The organism is Microbacterium sp. MMO-113 (assembly GCF_037148555.1).
Lineage (GTDB): Bacteria > Actinomycetota > Actinomycetes > Actinomycetales > Microbacteriaceae > Microbacterium.
In genome coordinates, this window is sequence record NZ_JBBCTD010000007.1 from 1 (window position 1) to 16,064 (window position 16,064).

14 protein-coding genes and 1 pseudogene are annotated in these 16,064 nt (G+C 67.5%); 7 read left to right on the top strand and 8 right to left on the bottom strand.

Annotated elements, in window-relative coordinates:
• Position 1 precedes the first annotated feature (1 nt).
• From WFJ36_RS16935 to nrdH, 6 genes and pseudogenes are all read right to left on the bottom strand, one after another.
• Positions 2-174: pseudogene (locus tag WFJ36_RS16935) on the bottom strand (class 1b ribonucleoside-diphosphate reductase subunit beta); the annotation flags it as partial.
• A complete protein-coding gene (locus tag WFJ36_RS16940; RefSeq protein ID WP_336643805.1) occupies positions 171-2,378 on the bottom strand; it encodes a restriction endonuclease in 2,208 nt (735 codons plus the stop codon). The gene WFJ36_RS16940 and the pseudogene WFJ36_RS16935, both read right to left, overlap by 4 nt.
• A gap of 16 nt (positions 2,379-2,394) precedes the next feature.
• Entirely contained in the window at positions 2,395-3,375 is a 981-nt protein-coding gene (nrdF, locus tag WFJ36_RS16945) for a class 1b ribonucleoside-diphosphate reductase subunit beta (RefSeq protein WP_060922463.1), read from the bottom strand.
• Positions 3,376-3,414: 39 nt separating this feature from the next.
• Positions 3,415-5,559, bottom strand: a complete 2,145-nt coding sequence (gene nrdE, locus WFJ36_RS16950) for a class 1b ribonucleoside-diphosphate reductase subunit alpha (protein ID WP_060922464.1) — start codon at positions 5,557-5,559, stop codon at positions 3,415-3,417.
• On the bottom strand, positions 5,556-5,990 hold the full coding sequence (gene nrdI, locus WFJ36_RS16955) for a class Ib ribonucleoside-diphosphate reductase assembly flavoprotein NrdI (protein ID WP_060922465.1): 435 nt from the start codon (positions 5,988-5,990) through the stop codon (positions 5,556-5,558). Before nrdI ends, nrdE begins: the two co-directional genes overlap by 4 nt.
• A gap of 6 nt (positions 5,991-5,996) precedes the next feature.
• A complete protein-coding gene (gene nrdH / locus WFJ36_RS16960; protein WP_017202656.1) occupies positions 5,997-6,230 on the bottom strand; it encodes a glutaredoxin-like protein NrdH in 234 nt (77 codons plus the stop codon).
• A gap of 377 nt (positions 6,231-6,607) precedes the next feature.
• On the opposite strand from nrdH, the gene WFJ36_RS16965 reads away from it, so the two are divergent.
• From WFJ36_RS16965 to WFJ36_RS16985, 5 genes are read left to right on the top strand one after another with little or no spacing between them, the layout of a single operon-like run.
• The gene (locus tag WFJ36_RS16965) at positions 6,608-7,816 is read left to right on the top strand and encodes an MFS transporter (protein ID WP_177173824.1); all 1,209 of its coding nucleotides are present in this window, start codon (positions 6,608-6,610) and stop codon (positions 7,814-7,816) included.
• Complete coding sequence (locus WFJ36_RS16970; protein ID WP_071329097.1) at positions 7,813-8,730, top strand: sugar kinase; 918 nt, start codon at positions 7,813-7,815, stop codon at positions 8,728-8,730. Before WFJ36_RS16965 ends, WFJ36_RS16970 begins: the two co-directional genes overlap by 4 nt.
• 40 nt (positions 8,731-8,770) lie before the next feature.
• Positions 8,771-9,529: an alpha/beta fold hydrolase gene (locus tag WFJ36_RS16975; RefSeq protein ID WP_292785809.1), complete on the top strand. Its 759-nt coding sequence runs from the start codon at positions 8,771-8,773 to the stop codon at positions 9,527-9,529.
• The gene (locus WFJ36_RS16980) at positions 9,526-10,686 is read left to right on the top strand and encodes an acyl-CoA dehydrogenase family protein (protein ID WP_336643806.1); all 1,161 of its coding nucleotides are present in this window, start codon (positions 9,526-9,528) and stop codon (positions 10,684-10,686) included. The genes WFJ36_RS16975 and WFJ36_RS16980 overlap by 4 nt, the downstream gene beginning before the upstream one ends.
• A 55-nt stretch (positions 10,687-10,741) precedes the next feature.
• A complete protein-coding gene (locus tag WFJ36_RS16985) occupies positions 10,742-11,209 on the top strand; it encodes an Lrp/AsnC family transcriptional regulator (protein WP_071329100.1) in 468 nt (155 codons plus the stop codon).
• Positions 11,210-11,218: 9 nt separating this feature from the next.
• On the opposite strand, the gene WFJ36_RS16990 is transcribed toward WFJ36_RS16985, so the two are convergent.
• A complete protein-coding gene (locus tag WFJ36_RS16990) occupies positions 11,219-12,679 on the bottom strand; it encodes a PucR family transcriptional regulator (protein WP_336643807.1) in 1,461 nt (486 codons plus the stop codon).
• Positions 12,680-12,858: 179 nt separating this feature from the next.
• Here WFJ36_RS16990 and WFJ36_RS16995 point away from each other — a divergent pair, with 179 nt between their 5' ends.
• Both WFJ36_RS16995 and WFJ36_RS17000 read left to right on the top strand, forming a co-directional pair.
• A complete protein-coding gene (locus tag WFJ36_RS16995) occupies positions 12,859-14,343 on the top strand; it encodes a CoA-acylating methylmalonate-semialdehyde dehydrogenase (protein WP_336643808.1) in 1,485 nt (494 codons plus the stop codon).
• 15 nt (positions 14,344-14,358) lie between these two features.
• Positions 14,359-15,747, top strand: a complete 1,389-nt coding sequence (locus tag WFJ36_RS17000; protein ID WP_336643809.1) for an aspartate aminotransferase family protein — start codon at positions 14,359-14,361, stop codon at positions 15,745-15,747.
• A gap of 20 nt (positions 15,748-15,767) precedes the next feature.
• Here the strand turns inward: WFJ36_RS17000 and WFJ36_RS17005 are convergent, their stop codons facing one another.
• The gene (locus WFJ36_RS17005) at positions 15,768-16,040 is read right to left on the bottom strand and encodes a metal-sensitive transcriptional regulator (protein WP_025102619.1); all 273 of its coding nucleotides are present in this window, start codon (positions 16,038-16,040) and stop codon (positions 15,768-15,770) included.
• Positions 16,041-16,064 lie beyond the last annotated feature (24 nt).

The window sequence follows — 16,064 nt, forward strand, 5'->3', positions numbered from 1 at the left end:
CTCAGAAGTCCCAGTCGTCGTCTTCCGTGGCCTCGGCCTTGCCGATGACGTAGGAGGAGCCCGAACCGGAGAAGAAGTCGTGGTTCTCGTCCGCGTTCGGGGAGAGCGCCGCCAGGCTGGCCGAGTTCACGTTGGTGAAGCTGCAGCGAAAACAGCCTCGCAGCCCAGGTTCACTCAAGGTGAGCGAAGAGGACGTCGACCTCGTGAAGATCCTCGCGGTCCCTGTTCGACCATTCACGACGGTCGAAGTCGTCGTCCGGGTCGGGCTCCCATACTTCATTCAACCGCTCGCGAACTCTCTCTTTCACGTCCACAAATTCGACCGGGAAAGACTCGAGTACGCTCTGCAAAGCGTGGAGCAATTCAAAATCCGAATCGTACCCATCCCTGTCGGGATCATCGAGGGCCCATTCGATGCTCTCGACGAGCATAGCTTCGAGATGTGACTCCACACCAGACTCGCATTCGCGCTCAAATTCGTGAGCCGCTGAGATGTCGTGCATCCGAATCTCATCATCAACCCATACTCGGCGAACTTCCGTGGCGAGAATCTCCGCTTCACTCGCGGTTAGCGACGGCTCAAGCGCCCAGTACGCCCGAATACGCGCGTCAACATCTGACTCCTCACGCATGAAATTATGCGTGAGCTTCAGTATGTCGGTTGTCGCTCTAACCCGAGCCCTGTGAGCAGGATCACCCAGAACGCCCATGCCAATGGCGACGAGCCGCAGGCCGTCTATTCCTTGAGACCGCCTCAGAATCGGCAAGAAAAACTCATCGACTGCCCCCAAAAGAGCCATCCGGCTAGGAACGTCCAAATCCTGCCACGGCCTGGAGGCGCGGATTCCCTTGCCACTCAACATTGCGAAGAGGACTGCGATCGATGAAGGTTCTGCTGATTGCAGGTGCGCCCTGAAAGCTCGAAGATCTGAAAAGAGTCGCGATAGTAGAAAGTCTCTGATGCTGGGGTTTTTTGGCGAGAACTCATATTCTCCAAACGCGTCCCGATCAAGATCAATAAAAATACCCTCGAGGACGTCTACGTCAGAGTCAGTTACCACCGTAGATTCACCCCACGCCGACAAAACCGATTGCGCAGTCGCAACTGCACTCGTCTTGGAAGTATCCGATAGGCCGACACAGATCGCTAGCGCGAGCGCTCGCTGGGCACTGGTGAGCTCCACTTCATACACACTGTTCCACAAGGCAGAGGGCGAGTTGAGGGAATTCAGCATGAACTCAGCAAACCCTGCCCCCTTCGACCCACCTCCAAGTGCTTGAGCAGCGGACACAATCGACTCGATGAGACGCGGATTATAATTGGCGTGCCTAATCACTCGGAGATAGGCGCGATCGCGGGTAATGCTTCGCCTAGCGGCCTGCCCGAGCCCGGAGTAGTAAATATGATTGAACAGGATATGTCCCCGCTGAAACGAGTTGTATGTACTGACATCTACAACTACGTTCGAATCGAGGACGCGAGCAGTTCGCAACTTACTATAGGTGCTTTGAGCCGCGGTCAGAATGTACTGACGCGTGGTCAGAATCATCTTGTGCGATTTCGCATCTCGCAGTCGCTGTGCTAGCAAGTCGAGGGAGTGATCCTCACCCTTCGACAGCTTCTCCATAAGACTCGTTTGACCGAGAAAGTCGTCGTACAGAAACAGCTGCTTCGCACCGGGCTGCCACACGTTCTCTATCTCCGAGGCATTCCGAACGTCGAAGACCTCGTAGCCGTCCGCAGCGTATGTCAAAGCTACCGATTCTGCGAGTGTAGTTTTCCCCACCCCGGGAGGACCGGTGATGATGGACATCCCGTACTTCCCAAGCGATTCATGCACGAGCTGAGTCGCGTCACTCGTAACGAAGAGTCTCGCCCGCCTTGTCGCGCGCTCGAGAAAATACCGTTGCCGCTCGTATACGGCATGATGCAAAACGGTCTTCAGCACCGCCAGGCTCGAAACGTATAGTTTCACGTGTAGGCGCTCAACCTCACCGTGACGATCGAGAAGGTTCTCGAGATCTTCACAGGCAAGAATGTGCTCTTGCCGCAGCTTCTGCTTCCCGAATATTGCGGCGATTGCAGCTTTCGCTCCCGGGCTCGCGCGCGCTGTTGTCGCTAGCCAGTACTCGCCAAGGTCGCTTGAAGCCACCTTTTTGGCTTCAAGCTCTAGCTTCGACTTGAGCTGAAGGAGCGTTCGTCCCGGCGAGTGCTTACACTGGACGGTACGCAGTGCGCCAGCGCGCAGAAGCCGGACGTCGACCCCACCGTCCGGTCCGGGAGAGAACGACTCTAGTCTCTCCTTCCACTCGGCTTGAAGAAGGTCTCTAACTAGACGCTCAAAGTCGTATGAAGAGAGCGATTCATATGCGCGCAATTCCCCACCCGCGAACTCAGAAGTCCCAGTCGTCGTCTTCCGTGGCCTCGGCCTTGCCGATGACGTAGGAGGAGCCCGAACCGGAGAAGAAGTCGTGGTTCTCGTCCGCGTTCGGGGAGAGCGCCGACAGGATCGCCGGGTTCACGTTCGTGACGCTGGAGGGGAACATCGCCTCGTAGCCCAGGTTCATCAGGGCCTTGTTGGCGTTGTAGTGCAGGAACTTCTTGACGTCCTCGGTCAGCCCGACGCCGTCGTAGAGGTCCTGCGTGTACTGCACCTCGTTGTCGTAGAGCTCGTAGAGCAGCGAGAACGTGTAGTCCTTGAGCTCGTCCTTGCGCGCCTGGTCGGCCGTCTCAAGTCCGCGCTGGAACTTGTAGCCGATGTAGTACCCGTGCACGGCCTCGTCGCGGATGATGAGGCGGATGAGGTCGGCCGTGTTCGTCAGCTTCGCCTTCGACGACCAGTAGATCGGCAGGTAGAAGCCCGAGTAGAACAGGAACGACTCCAGCAGCGTGGAGGCGACCTTGCGCTTGAGCGGGTCGTCTCCCTGGTAGTAGTCCATGATGATCTGCGCCTTCTTCTGAAGGTTCGCATTCTCCGTGGACCAGCGGAACGCCTCGTCGATCTCCTTCGTCGACGCGAGCGTCGAGAAGATCGAGGAGTAGCTCTTGGCGTGCACCGACTCCATGAACGCGATGTTCGTGTAGACGGCCTCCTCGTGAGGCGTGATCGCGTCGGGGATCAGCGACACCGCGCCGACGGTGCCCTGGATCGTGTCGAGGAGCGTGAGCCCGGTGAACACCCGCATGGTGAGCAGCTGCTCGTCGGGAGTGAGCGTGTTCCACGACTGCACGTCGTTCGACAGCGGCACCTTCTCCGGCAGCCAGAAGTTGTTCACCAGACGGTTCCAGACCTCGAGGTCCTTGTCGTCCTGGATGCGGTTCCAGTTGATCGCCTGCACGCTGGAGACCAGCTTGAGCGGGGAGTGAGGAGTCATTCTTGTCCTAGTTCCTGGGTCACTGAGCCTGTCGAAGTGTCAGAGCATGCACGAGACGCACTCGGTCATGTCGGTGCCCTCGAGCGCCAGCTGACGCAGACGGATGTAGTAGATCGTCTTGATGCCCTTGCGCCATGCGTAGATCTGGGCCTTGTTGATGTCACGCGTGGTGGCGGTGTCCTTGAAGAACAGCGTCAGCGACAGACCCTGGTCGACGTGCTGCGTGGCCGCGGCGTACGTGTCGATGACCTTCTCGTAGCCGATCTCGTACGCGTCCTGGTAGTACTCCAGGTTGTCGTTCGTCATGAACGCCGCCGGGTAGTAGACGCGACCGAGCTTGCCTTCCTTGCGGATCTCGATCTTCGAGGCGATCGGGTGGATCGAGGAGGTCGAGTTGTTGATGTAGGAGATCGAGCCCGTCGGCGGCACGGCCTGCAGGTTCTGGTTGTAGATGCCGTGCTCCTGGATCGACGCCTTGAGCTGGACCCAGTCCTCCTGCGTCGGGATGTGCTTGCCCGCGAAGAGCTCCTTGACCTTCTCGGTCTCCGGGACCCAGGCGCGGTCGATGTACTTGTCGAAGAACTCACCGGACGCGTAGGTCGAGTCGGCGAACCCGTCGAACGTCGTGCCGCGCTCGATCGCGAGCTGGTTCGAGGCGCGCAGCGCGTGGAACAGCACGGTGTAGAAGTAGATGTTCGTGAAGTCGACACCCTCCTCCGAGCCGTAGAACACGTGCTCGCGGGCGAGGTAGCCGTGCAGGTTCATCTGGCCGAGGCCGATCGCGTGCGACCGGTCGTTGCCGTCCTCGATCGAGCGGACCGAGCCGATGTGGCTCTGGTCGCTGACCGCCGTGAGCGCGCGGATCGCGGTCTCGACCGTCTGGCCGAGGTCGTCGGCGTCCATCGACAGCGCGATGTTCATCGAGCCGAGGTTGCAGGAGATGTCCTTGCCGATCTCCTTGTACGACAGGTCGTCGTTGTAGGTGGTCGGCGTGTTCACCTGCAGGATCTCACTGCAGAGGTTGGACATGTTGATGCGCCCCTTGATGGGGTTGGCCTTGTTGACCGTGTCCTCGAACATGACGTACGGGTAGCCGGACTCGAACTGGATCTCGGCGACGGTCTGGAAGAACTCGCGCGCGTTGATCTTGGTCTTCTTGATGCGCGGGTCGTCGACCATCTCGCGGTACTTCTCGGTGACCGAGATGTCGCCGAACGGGACGCCGTAGACCTTCTCCACGTCGTACGGCGAGAACAGGTACATGTCCTCGTCGTTCTTGGCGAGCTCGAACGTGATGTCCGGCACCACGACGCCGAGCGACAGCGTCTTGATGCGGATCTTCTCGTCGGCGTTCTCGCGCTTGGTGTCGAGGAAGCGCATGATGTCGGGGTGGTGGGCGTTGAGGTACACCGCACCCGCGCCCTGACGCGCGCCGAGCTGGTTGGCGTAGCTGAAGCTGTCTTCGAGGAGCTTCATGACGGGGATGATGCCCGAGGACTGGTTCTCGATCTGCTTGATCGGGGCACCCGACTCGCGGATGTTCGACAGCAGCAGGGCCACGCCGCCGCCGCGCTTGGAGAGCTGCAGCGCGGAGTTGATGCCGCGGGCGATCGACTCCATGTTGTCCTCGATGCGCAGCAGGAAGCAGCTGACGAGCTCGCCGCGCTGGGCCTTGCCCGCGTTGAGGAAGGTCGGGGTGGCCGGCTGGAAGCGACCGGAGATGATCTCCTCGACGAGGTTCACGGCGAGCTTCTCGTCGCCATCCGCGAGGGCGAGCGCGGTCATCACGACGCGGTCCTCGAAGCGCTCGAGGTAGCGCTTGCCGTCGAACGTCTTCAGCGTGTAGCTCGTGTAGTACTTGAACGCACCCAGGAACGTCTCGAAGCGGAACTTCTTCGAGTAGGCGAGATCGTTGAGCTTCTGCACGAAGTCGAACGAGTACTTCTCGATGACGGCGCCCTCGTAGTACTCCTTCTCCACGAGGTAGTCCAGGCGCTCCTTGAGCGAGTGGAAGAACACCGTGTTCTGGTTCACGTGCTGCAGGAAGTACTCCCGCGCGGCGCGCTTGTCGGCGTCGAACTGGATCTTCCCGTTCGCGTCGTACAGGTTCAGCATCGCGTTGAGGGCGTGGTAGTCCAGGCCCTCGTACGCGGGGTTCACCTTGAATGCCACTGTCTCGGTCACTGAAGATTCCACCGTCGTTCCAATCCGTCGCTCACGCGATCCACGTCGTCCTGTGTGCCGAAAATCTCGAGCCGATACAAGTGAGGCACGTGGCACTTGCGGCTGATGATGTCGCCGGCGAGGCAGAACGCGTCGCCGAAGTTGGTGTTGCCCGCGGAGATGACCCCGCGGATGTGACGCCGGTTGCGCTCGTCGTTGAGGAACCGGATCACCTGCTTGGGCACGGCCCCCTTCTCGACCCCGCGCCCGGCACCCCCGCCATAGGTGGGGGTGACCAGGACGAAGGGCTCGTCGACGACGAGATCCTCTTCGTTCCGGTGGAGGGGGATGCGTCGGGCGGGTAGCCCGAGCTTCTCGATGAAGCGCGCGGTGTTACCCGACACGCTCGAGAAGTAGACCAGGAGCGGCGCTGCGGTCGCGACGGCGCTCATGGTCGGTCACGCCAGGCGGGACGCGAGCTCGTCGATCTTGTCGGGGCGGAAGCCCGACCAGTGGTCCTCGTCGGTGACGACGACCGGCGCCTGCATGTAGCCGAGCGCCTTGACCTGCTCCAGCGCCGTCGGGTCCTCCGACAGGTCGTGGATCTCGTACTCGATGCCCTTGGCATCCAGGGCACGGTAGGTCGCGTTGCACTGGACGCAGGAAGGCTTGGTGTACACCGTGATCGACATCTGAACCCCTCAAATCTCTGGTTTCTCCGGCAGACCTCCGCCGGGATCTCAATACTACATATAGGGACGGACATTCGGTGCGACCACAAGGGGTAGTAGTTACATCCGTGTAGTTTTTCCACCGCTCTCTACAGATACAACACAGGTTGTCCACCGTTTCTTCCACAGGCGGACCCCCTCTCCCGAGGTCGTCCAGCCGCGGGAAATCGCGGCTGGGAGGAGCCTGTGAGGGATCCATCCACAGGCGGCACCTTACGACGGGCTTCGGACATCCCCAGGCCTGTGGAATTCGTCGGTCGGCGTGTCCACGGCGTGTCGCGGCACCTCGGCCACCGGCCCGTCTCCCCGACGTCCCCGCGGCCCGGTACCGTTGTCTGGTGGCGGGCTATCGGGATCTTCTTCGCACGCCGGGAGTGGGCCGCATGATCGCCGCCCAGCTCACCGCGCGCTTCCCCAACGGGATGATGTCCTTGGCGATCCTGCTGCACGTCGAGCAGCAGACCGGATCGTACGGATCGGCGGGCCTCGTGCTCGCCGCGACCAGTGTCGGCCAGGCGGTCGCCGGCCCCATCACCAGCCGCTGGATGGGCGCCTGGGGCATGCGGCGGGTGCTGACCCTCACGCTGTCCGTCTGCGTGATCGCGGTGCTCGGTCTCGGGCTGCTGCCCCTCTCGGTTCCCGGCTACATGGCCCTCGGCATGATCGCCGGCCTCTCCACGCCGCCCGTGCAGGCGGCCGTGCGCACCATCTACCCCAAGCTCGTGAACGCCGGCCAGCTCACGCCGCTGTTCTCCCTCGACGCGTCCCTGCAGGAGATCATCTGGGTGCTGGCCCCGGTGGTCATCACCCTCGTCTCCACCCAGGTCGGCACCATGGAGGGCCTGCTCCTGGTGGCGATCGTCCTCGTCGCCGGCGGCGCATGGTTCATCCTCTCCCCCGAGGTCGGCCGCGTGCGCATCCCCCGCAGCCGCAATGCGCTGGGCAAGGTCGTGCTCAAGCCGCCCGTGCTCCTCGCGACGGTCATCGGCTTCCTTCTCATCGGCGCCTGCTCGGCGGTCGAGGTCGGCGTGGTCGCGACGTTCGAGCACGGCAGCCTCGCGGCGGGCCTCGTCCTCGCCGTCTTCTCCGCCGGCAGCCTGGCCGGCGGCCTCGCCTTCGGTCACATCCCGATCGGCCCCTGGGCCATGGCGCGCCGCCTGCTCATCGTCACCGTGGGCCTGGCCCTCACGATGGTGATGCTCAACGTGTTCTGGCTGGGCGGCACGCTCATCCTCGCCGGCATCGGCATCGCTCCCGCCCTGGCGGTGCTGTTCGCCATCACCACGGCCAGCGTGAAGTTCAGCGAGACCGCCGAGGCCTTCGGCTGGGCGGGCACCGGACAGCTCATCGGCGCCGCGGCCGGATCGGCGGTCGCCGGCTTCCTCGTCGACGTCGGCGACTGGCGCGGCGCCTACCTGGCCGCCACCATCTTCGCGGGCGTCGGACTGCTCGTCTCGATCGTGTTCGTGCGCTCCTTCCCCGATCTGCGTCACCGCGACGCGAGCCCCCATCCCGATACCGAGCCCCTGGCGGTCACCCCCTCATGAGCCCCTCCGTCCCGTCCTCCTCCCCCGCGATCGTGTGCGTCGGCGAGTCGATGGCACTGATCACGCCGACCGGCGCCGACCTCGCGTCCGCCGACACGGCGTCGATCACGCATGCCGGCGCGGAGGCGAACGTCGCGGTCGGCCTGGCGGCCGCGGGCCACCGCGCCGCCTGGGCCTCCCGCCTCGGCGACGATCCCCTCGGCCGACGTCTCACCGCCGAGCTGGAACAGCGTCGCGTCGAGCTGTGGACCGAGCTCGACGCCGAGGCACCGACAGGTGTGATGTTCAAGGATCCCGGCGTGGAGTCGTCGGCCGTCTACTACTACCGCCGCGGCTCGGCCGCCTCGCGCATGGCACCGGGGTTCCTGTCCCCCGCGCAGCTCGCCGGCGTGCGCATCGTGCACACCACGGGCATCACGCCTGCCCTGTCGCCGACCTGCCTGGCGATGGTCGACCAGCTCTTCGCCGACGCGCGCACCGCCGGAGCCGTCGTCTCCTTCGACGTGAACGACCGCCGGGCGCTGTGGAGGCCCGAGGAGGCGTCCGCCACCCTGGCTCGCCTGGCCGACGCCGCCGACATCGCCTTCGTCGGCCGCGATGAGGCCGAGCGCATCTGGGGCACCGCCACGGCGGCGGAGATCCGCGCCCACCTCCCGCACTGCGGTCTGCTCGTCGTCAAGGACGGCGACGTCGGCGCCACGGCCTTCCTCGGCGACGCGGACCCGGTGTTCGTGCCCGCCCCGACCGTCGACGTCGTCGAGCCCGTCGGTGCCGGAGACGCCTTCGCCTCCGGGTTCCTCGCCGCGACCCTCGACGGCGCCGACCTCGACACCCGCCTGGCCGCCGGACATGAGGCCGCCGCGCGGGTGCTCCGCATCGCGGCCGACCTGCCACCACTGGAGCCCGCGCGCTGACGCCGCCCGCCACGTCCCAGGGCGGTCGTAGGCTGGTGCCATGCCCGCTCCCGTGACCCTCCCCCGCCTGAGCTGGGGCGATGCCGCTGCACCGCGACGCGCACTCCTCGTGCACGGCCTGGGATCCTCCGGCGCGCTCATGTGGCGTCTCGGCGACGCCCTCGCGGCAGCCGGCTGGCACGCGACGGCAGTGGACCTGCGCGGCCACGGCGACGCCCCGCGCACGCTCGACTACTCCGTCGCGGCCTACGCCGCGGACCTCGCCGCCACGCGCCCTCCCGGTGCGGGCGCCTGGGACGCGGTCGTCGGACACTCGCTCGGCGGCGCCGCCGGGACGGTGGCCGCCGCGGCGGACGCGGACTGGACACGCCGCCTCGTCCTCATCGATCCCGCGATCCACATCGTCCAGCGGGACGCGGCCGACGTCCGCCGCAGCCAGGAGCGCGCCTTCGCCGACAACCGCCTCGACGCGGTGCGGCAGGAGCACCCGCACTGGCACCCGCAGGATCAGGAGCTCAAGGTCGACGCCGTCCGGCGGGCGAGCGCGTGGGCGGTCGAGCAGACCAGCGCACAGAACCAGCCGTGGGATGTCCGCGCACACGCAGCCCGTCTGACCGTGCCCACGCACGTGATCGGGGGCGATCCCGCCGTCTCCAGCATCTTCACCGGAGCCCTCGCCGACGAGGTGCTCGCGAGCAACCCCCGCATCTCCCTGTCGGTCGTGTCCGGCGCCGGCCACTCGGTGCATCGCGACCGCCCGGAGGAATCGATCCGACAGCTCCTGGAGGCTCTGGCATGACCGACTTCGACCCGTCGGTGTATCTCCCCGACGACCTGCTCGACCGCATCCGCGAGCGCGCCCCCATCCACGACAGGGACAACACCTTCCCCCAGGCCGACCTCGATGAGCTCCGCGCGGCCGGCTACCTGTCGATCCTCGTGCCCCGGGAGCGCGGTGGCGCGGGACTCGGCCTCGAGCAGGCCGCCCTCCTCCAGCAGCGGCTCGCGGGGGCCGCGCCCGCGACCGCCCTGGCGATCAACATGCACCTCGTCTGGACCGGCGTCGCCAAGGTCTTCTCGGACCGCGGGGTCCCCGGTCTCGAGTTCGTGCAGGACGGCGCCGTGGCCGGCGAGGTCTTCGCGTTCGGCATCAGCGAGGGCGGCAACGACCTCGTGCTGTTCGGGAGCGACACCGCGGCGGTCCCGGACGGCGCCGGGGGTTACGCCTTCACCGGCACCAAGATCTTCACCTCGCTCGCCCCGGTGTGGACGAAGCTCGGCCTGCACGGACTCGACACCACGAGCCCGGACGCGCCGAAGCTCGTGTTCGCCTTCGTCGACCGCACGTCCGCGGTCACCACCGCCGATGACTGGGACACCCTCGGCATGCGCGGCACCCAGAGCCGGACCACGCGCCTCGACGGGGCCGTCGCGGACGCGGCGCACGTCGTGCGGCGCATCGACCCCGGCCCGAGCCCCGACCCGATCGTCTTCGGCATCTTCGCGGTCTTCGAGATCCTCCTCGCCTCCGTGTACACCGGCATCGCCCGGCGGGCCCTCGAGCTGGCCGTGGCGACGGCCCACCGGCGTCGCTCCAAGAAGAGCGGCGCCGCGTACAGCCAGGATCCGGACATCCGCTGGCGGATCGCCGACATGGCGCTCGCCTACGACGCGCTCCCTCCGCAGATCGCCGTGGTCGCCCGCGATGTCGACGAGCGCGCGGACCGCGGCGCCGGGTGGTTCCCCGCGCTCTCGGGCGTCAAGCATCGCGCGGTGACGATGGCCAAGCAGGTGGTCGACGAGGCCATGCTGGTGGCCGGCGGCGGCTCGTACTTCAGCGCCAACGAGCTCTCCCGGCTCTACCGCGACGTCCTCGCCGGCGCGTTCCACCCCTCCGACCCGGAGTCGGCGCACGCCACCGCGGCGAGCGCCTGGCTGGGCCCGATCGAGGCCTGAGCGGGCGCACGCACACCCCGTTGTCCACGACCGTCCGCGGTGCCAAGATCGCACCATGGCACCGTCGAAGAAGGACCATACCCTCGACGCGATCTCCAAGACCATCGTTGAGATGCTGCAGGAGGACGGGCGGCGCTCGTACTCCGAGATCGGCCGGATCGTCGGCCTGAGCGAGGCCGCCGTCCGGCAGCGGGTGCAGCGGCTCACCGAGTCCGGGGTGATGCAGATCGTCGCGGTGACGGATCCGATGCAGCTCGGCTTCCGTCGGCAGGCGATGGTGGGCGTCAAGGTGGCCGGGGATGCCAGAGGCGTGGCGGAGGCGATCGCCGCCATCGACGAGGTCGATTACGTCGTGATCACGGTCGGATCGTTCGACGTGCTCGTCGAGGCGGTGTGCGAGGACGACGACCATCTGCTGGCGCTCGTCAACGATCGCATCCGTCCCATCGCGGGCGTGGTGTCGACCGAGACCTTCATCTACGCGAAGCTCCAGAAGCAGCAGTTCGCCTGGGGCACGCGCTGACGGTCGGCCTCAGCGCGGCCGCGTCTCCTCGCGACGGCGGGCGAGGAGGGCGAGGTGCAGGGCAGCGAGGGTCTCCCCGTCGTCCAGATCCGCGCCGAGCAGGTCGCCGATGAGCGCGAGGCGCTGATAGAACACCGAGCGGGAGAGGTGGCTCGCGGCCGCCGCCGCGGAGCGGTTGCCGGGGTGTGCGACGAGGGCGGCGAGGACCGCGAGCAGGTCTCCGCGGCGATCCCGGTCGTGACGGACGAGCGGATCCAGCATCTGCTCGCTGTGCGCCTGGAGCCGCCGATCGTCGCGCAGGGCCGACACGAGGCGTTCGAGCGGCCGATCGGCGACGCGCCGGACCACCGGCACGTCGCCCCCGGACGGCCGTGCGGCGAGGTCGAGCGCGGCGCGGATCGAGGCCAGGAGCCCGAGGACGCCTTCGGCGCTCGGTCCGACGGTCACGGGCGCCCCGCCGGACAGGTGCGCGAGGACGGCATCGGTCAGCGCATCGGCTCCGGCGGCCACGAGCAGGACCACGTCGGCTCCGCGCCGGGCCCCCACCGCAGGCAGGCCCGCTGCACGGGCGCGGGCGACGAGCATCTCCGCGTCCTCGTCCGTGCGGAAGACGAGGCCGGAGACGCTCCCGCCCGACGGGTCGAGCCCGAGTCGCCGGAGTCGGACCTCGACGTCTTCCTCGCGGGCGAACCGCGCGCCGAGAAGATCCTCGACGAGGCTGCGATGGGCGAGCACGGTCCACGCCCCCTCCCCATCGGCGAGGCAGCCGAAGGCGAGGGCCGTCGCCCCCAGCTCCAGGACGGTGGCCCGACCAGCGGGATGCGGCGGGCCCTCCGCCGCGACGAGCCAGCCCCAGCGCACTCCGCGCGCCTGCACGGGCACCCGATCGCCGCCCCGCTCCCCCTGTCGGAGGGCCTCGGCGACCGGGACGCGGAGCGCTTCGGTCGCGACGACCTCCCCCGCCGGATTCTCGAGGTGGACCGGGGCATCGAGTGCGCGGGCGACCTCGGACACGATGAGGTCGGCCGGCGCGCCACGGAGGCTGAGGGCGGTGAAGAGGTCGTGCAGTCGCTGACGCTCGCGGAGCGCCGCGGTCTGGGCCTCGATCAGCGCGCGGTGCACGGCCTCGGTCACCGCGACGAACTTGACCTCCGCCCCGAGCGCGATCAGAGCGAGGCCGGAGGTGGCGCAGGCCTCGACGACCGCAGCCGGGACGCGGGGCATCCGCGAGCCGAGTTCGACGACGATGCCGGACACCCCGACCGCCGCCAGCTCCGCGACGAGCACGCGCAGCGCTGCGGGGCTCGTCGGCCAGGCGGCGCCGGTCGTGAGCAGCAGCTCGCCGCCGTCGAGCAGGCGGGCGACGGCGGCGCTGTCCGAGGCGTGGACCCACCGCACCCCGGCGTCCAGCGCCGGGCCTCCGACGAGGACGGACGGCGCCCCTTCCTGCACCGCGGGGAGCGCGAGCACGTCCCTGACGCGCAGGACCGAGGGCGATCGATCCGGACGATCTGTCCGATCAACCGACAAGTCCTGACGCTCTGCCACTCCGAACCCGCTCCATTTCCTGTCAGCATAGGCCGAGCCCCCAGCGTAGCGACTCTCGGTCAGAGTGTGCGACACGCGATCCCCTCTGCGAAGGAGCCCCCGTGGACATCGTCCGTCACCTCATCAACGGCACCGAGACGGGCGAGGCCGCCCGCCGCGGCCTCGTCTTCGATCCGGCGACAGGAGCCGTCACGAAAGAGGTCGCGTTCGCCTCGGCCACCGAGGTCGACGCCGCCGTGGCCGCCGCTGCGGCGGCCCTCCCGGCGTGGCGGGAGACGAGCCTCATCAAGCGCGCCGACGTGTTCTTCCGGCTCCGTCAGCTCCTCAAGGAACGGACGGACGAGCTGGCGGCCATCGTCACGTCCGAGCACGGCAAGGTCCTGTCCGACGCCGCCGGCGAGGTGTCCCGCGGCATCGAGAACGTCGAGTTCGCGGCCGGCCTCGTGCACCTGCTCAAGGGCGAGCGCAGCGAGCAGGTCGCCCGCGGGGTCGACGTGCACTCCGTGAAGCAGCCGGTCGGCGTGGTCGCGGCCATCACCCCGTTCAACTTCCCGGTCATGGTGCCGCTGTGGATGGTCGCCTCCGCGATCGCGTGCGGCAACACCGTCGTCCTCAAGCCCAGCGAGAAGGATCCGTCCGCCGCGGTCTGGCTCGCACGGCTGTTCCGCGAGGCCGGTCTCCCGGACGGCGTCCTCAACGTCGTGCACGGCGACCGGGAGGCCGTCGACGCGCTCCTCGACTCCCCGCGGGTCCAGGCGGTGAGCTTCGTCGGGTCCACCCCGATCGCCCGCTCGATCTACGAACGAGCGTCCGCCGCCGGGAAGCGGGTCCAGGCGCTCGGGGGCGCGAAGAACCACATGGTCGTGATGCCCGACGCCGACATCGATGCGGCTGCCGACGCCGCCGTCTCCGCGGCCTACGGCTCCGCGGGCGAACGCTGCATGGCGGTGTCCGTGCTCGTGGCGGTGGGCGACATCGCCGACGACCTCGTCGCCGCGATCGCCCGCCGCATCGACGGCCTCTCGATCGGCCCCGGCACGGACCCGGCGAGCGAGATGGGCCCGCTCATCACCGCGGAGCACCGTGACCGGGTCGCCTCCTACGTCACAGAGGCACCCGGGGAGGGCGCCAGGGTCGTCGTCGACGGCACCACGAAGCGATTCGACGGCGACGGCTTCTTCCTCGGGGTGAGCCTGATCGACGACGTCACACCCGGCATGCGCGTCTACGACGACGAGATCTTCGGCCCGGTCCTGTCCGTCGTGCGGGTGGGCTCCTACGCGGAGGCGGTCGCGCTCGTCAACGCGAACGCCTACGGCAACGGGACCGCGATCTTCACGCGCGACGGCGGGACGGCGCGGCAGTACGAGTTCGACATCGAGGTCGGCATGGTCGGCGTCAACGTCCCGATCCCGGTGCCCATCGGCGCCTACTCGTTCGGCGGGTGGAAGGACTCGCTCTTCGGCGACGCGCACATCTACGGCCCGGAGTCCGTGCACTTCTACACGCGGTCGAAGGTCGTGACGACGCGGTGGCCCGACCACACCCCGTCGCAGATCGACCTCGGCTTCCCGAGCAACCACTGACGAGGAGCGATCACGATGACGACCTTCACCGACCGCCACGGACTCTCCTCCCCGCTCCCCGCTCCGGACGCCGCGGCGCAGGTGCGCGCCGACGACCGCGCTCACGTCTTCCACTCCTGGAGCGCGCAGGCGCTGATCGACTCGTTGCCGGTCGCCACGGGTCGGGGCTCGACGTTCTGGGACTACGAGGGCACCGCCTACCTCGACTTCTCCAGCCAGCTCGTGAACCTCAACCTCGGCCACCAGCACCCGGACCTCGTCGCCGCGATCCAGCAGCAGGCCGGGCGGCTCGCGACCATCCAGCCGTCGATGGCCAACGATGTGCGCGGTGAGCTCGCCCGCCTCATCGCCGAGGTCGCTCCCGACGGGTTCGAGAAGGTGTTCTTCACGAACGGCGGCGCGGAGGCGAACGAGTACGCGGTGCGCATGGCCCGGCAGGCCACGGGCCGCCGGAAGGTGCTGTCGATGTACCGCAGCTACCACGGCTCCACCGCGACCGCGATCTCCCTCACCGGCGACCCGCGCCGCTGGGCGAACGACGTCACGGACAGCGGGGCCGTGCGGTTCTTCGGACCGTACCTCTATCGCTCGCCGTTCCACAGCGAGACGCCCCAGCAGGAGACGGAGCGCGCCCTCGCGCATCTGGAGCAGACCATCCAGCTCGAGGGACCGCAGACCATCGCCGCGATCATCGTCGAGACGGTCGTCGGCACCAACGGCGTGCTGCTTCCGCCGCCCGGCTATCTGCCCGGGGTGCGCGCGCTCTGCGATCGCTACGGGATCGTCTTCATCGCAGACGAGGTGATGGTGGGGTTCGGCCGGCTCGGCGAGTGGTTCGGGATCGACGCCTTCGACGTCCGCCCCGACCTGATCACCTTCGCGAAGGGCGTGAACTCGGGCTACGTCCCCCTCGGCGGCGTCGTGATCTCCGACCGCATCGCCGCGGCCTTCGACACCGTCCCGTTCGCGGGCGGACTGACGTACTCCGGGCACCCTCTCGCCTGCGCGGCCGGTGTGGCCACGTTCGAGGTGTTCCGTCGCGACGGCATCCTGGAACGGGCGCGCGACCTCGGCGAGCGGATCGTCGGTCCGACCCTGCGCTCGTGGGCGCGGTCGCACCCGAGCGTGGGCGAGGTGCGCGGCCGCGGTCTGTTCTGGGCGGTGGAGCTCGTGCGGGATCAGCGGACCAGGGAGCCGCTGGTGCCGTTTAACGCGACCGGTGCCGACGCCGCACCGATGACCGCGTTCGCGACCGCCGCGAAGCGGGCGGGGGTGTGGCCCTTCACGCACTTCCACCGCGTGCACATCGCCCCGCCGCTGGTGATCGAGGAGGCGGAGCTGGTGCGAGGGTTGGCGGCGATCGAGGAGGCGCTGGCGGTCGCCGACGAGCACGCGGTCGGCTGAGAGGCGTCCCGCGCCGGCCGCTACTTGCGGTCGAAGTCGAACGCCTTGAGGAGCTCGCCGACGGCCTTGTCGCGCTCCTCGCCGCCGTCCTCGAACATGTGGGTGACGTGCGTGCGCAGGTGGTTCTCCAGCAGCAGACGGTTGAGTGACTCGAGGGAGCGCTGGATCGCGCGGGACTGCGTGATGATGTCCATGCAGTACTCCTCGTTCTCGATCATCCGCGCGACGCCGCGCATCTGACCCTCGAGGATGCTGGTGCGGTGCAGGGCGCGCTTCTTGATGTCTTCGATCACGTATCGAGGCTACTCGCCCCGTGA

What these genes read in the sequence shown, in the direction of transcription:
- nrdF (WP_060922463.1), bottom strand. Translation starts at nt 3,375, where the DNA reads ATGACTCCTCACTCCCCGCTCAAGCTGGTCTCCAGCGTGCAGGCGATC.
- WFJ36_RS16975 (WP_292785809.1), top strand. Translation starts at nt 8,771, where the DNA reads ATGCCCGCTCCCGTGACCCTCCCCCGCCTGAGCTGGGGCGATGCCGCT.
- WFJ36_RS16970 (WP_071329097.1), top strand. Translation starts at nt 7,813, where the DNA reads ATGAGCCCCTCCGTCCCGTCCTCCTCCCCCGCGATCGTGTGCGTCGGC.
- WFJ36_RS17000 (WP_336643809.1), top strand. Translation starts at nt 14,359, where the DNA reads ATGACGACCTTCACCGACCGCCACGGACTCTCCTCCCCGCTCCCCGCT.
- nrdI (WP_060922465.1), bottom strand. Translation starts at nt 5,990, where the DNA reads ATGAGCGCCGTCGCGACCGCAGCGCCGCTCCTGGTCTACTTCTCGAGC.
- WFJ36_RS16985 (WP_071329100.1), top strand. Translation starts at nt 10,742, where the DNA reads ATGGCACCGTCGAAGAAGGACCATACCCTCGACGCGATCTCCAAGACC.
- WFJ36_RS16980 (WP_336643806.1), top strand. Translation starts at nt 9,526, where the DNA reads ATGACCGACTTCGACCCGTCGGTGTATCTCCCCGACGACCTGCTCGAC.
- nrdH (WP_017202656.1), bottom strand. Translation starts at nt 6,230, where the DNA reads ATGTCGATCACGGTGTACACCAAGCCTTCCTGCGTCCAGTGCAACGCG.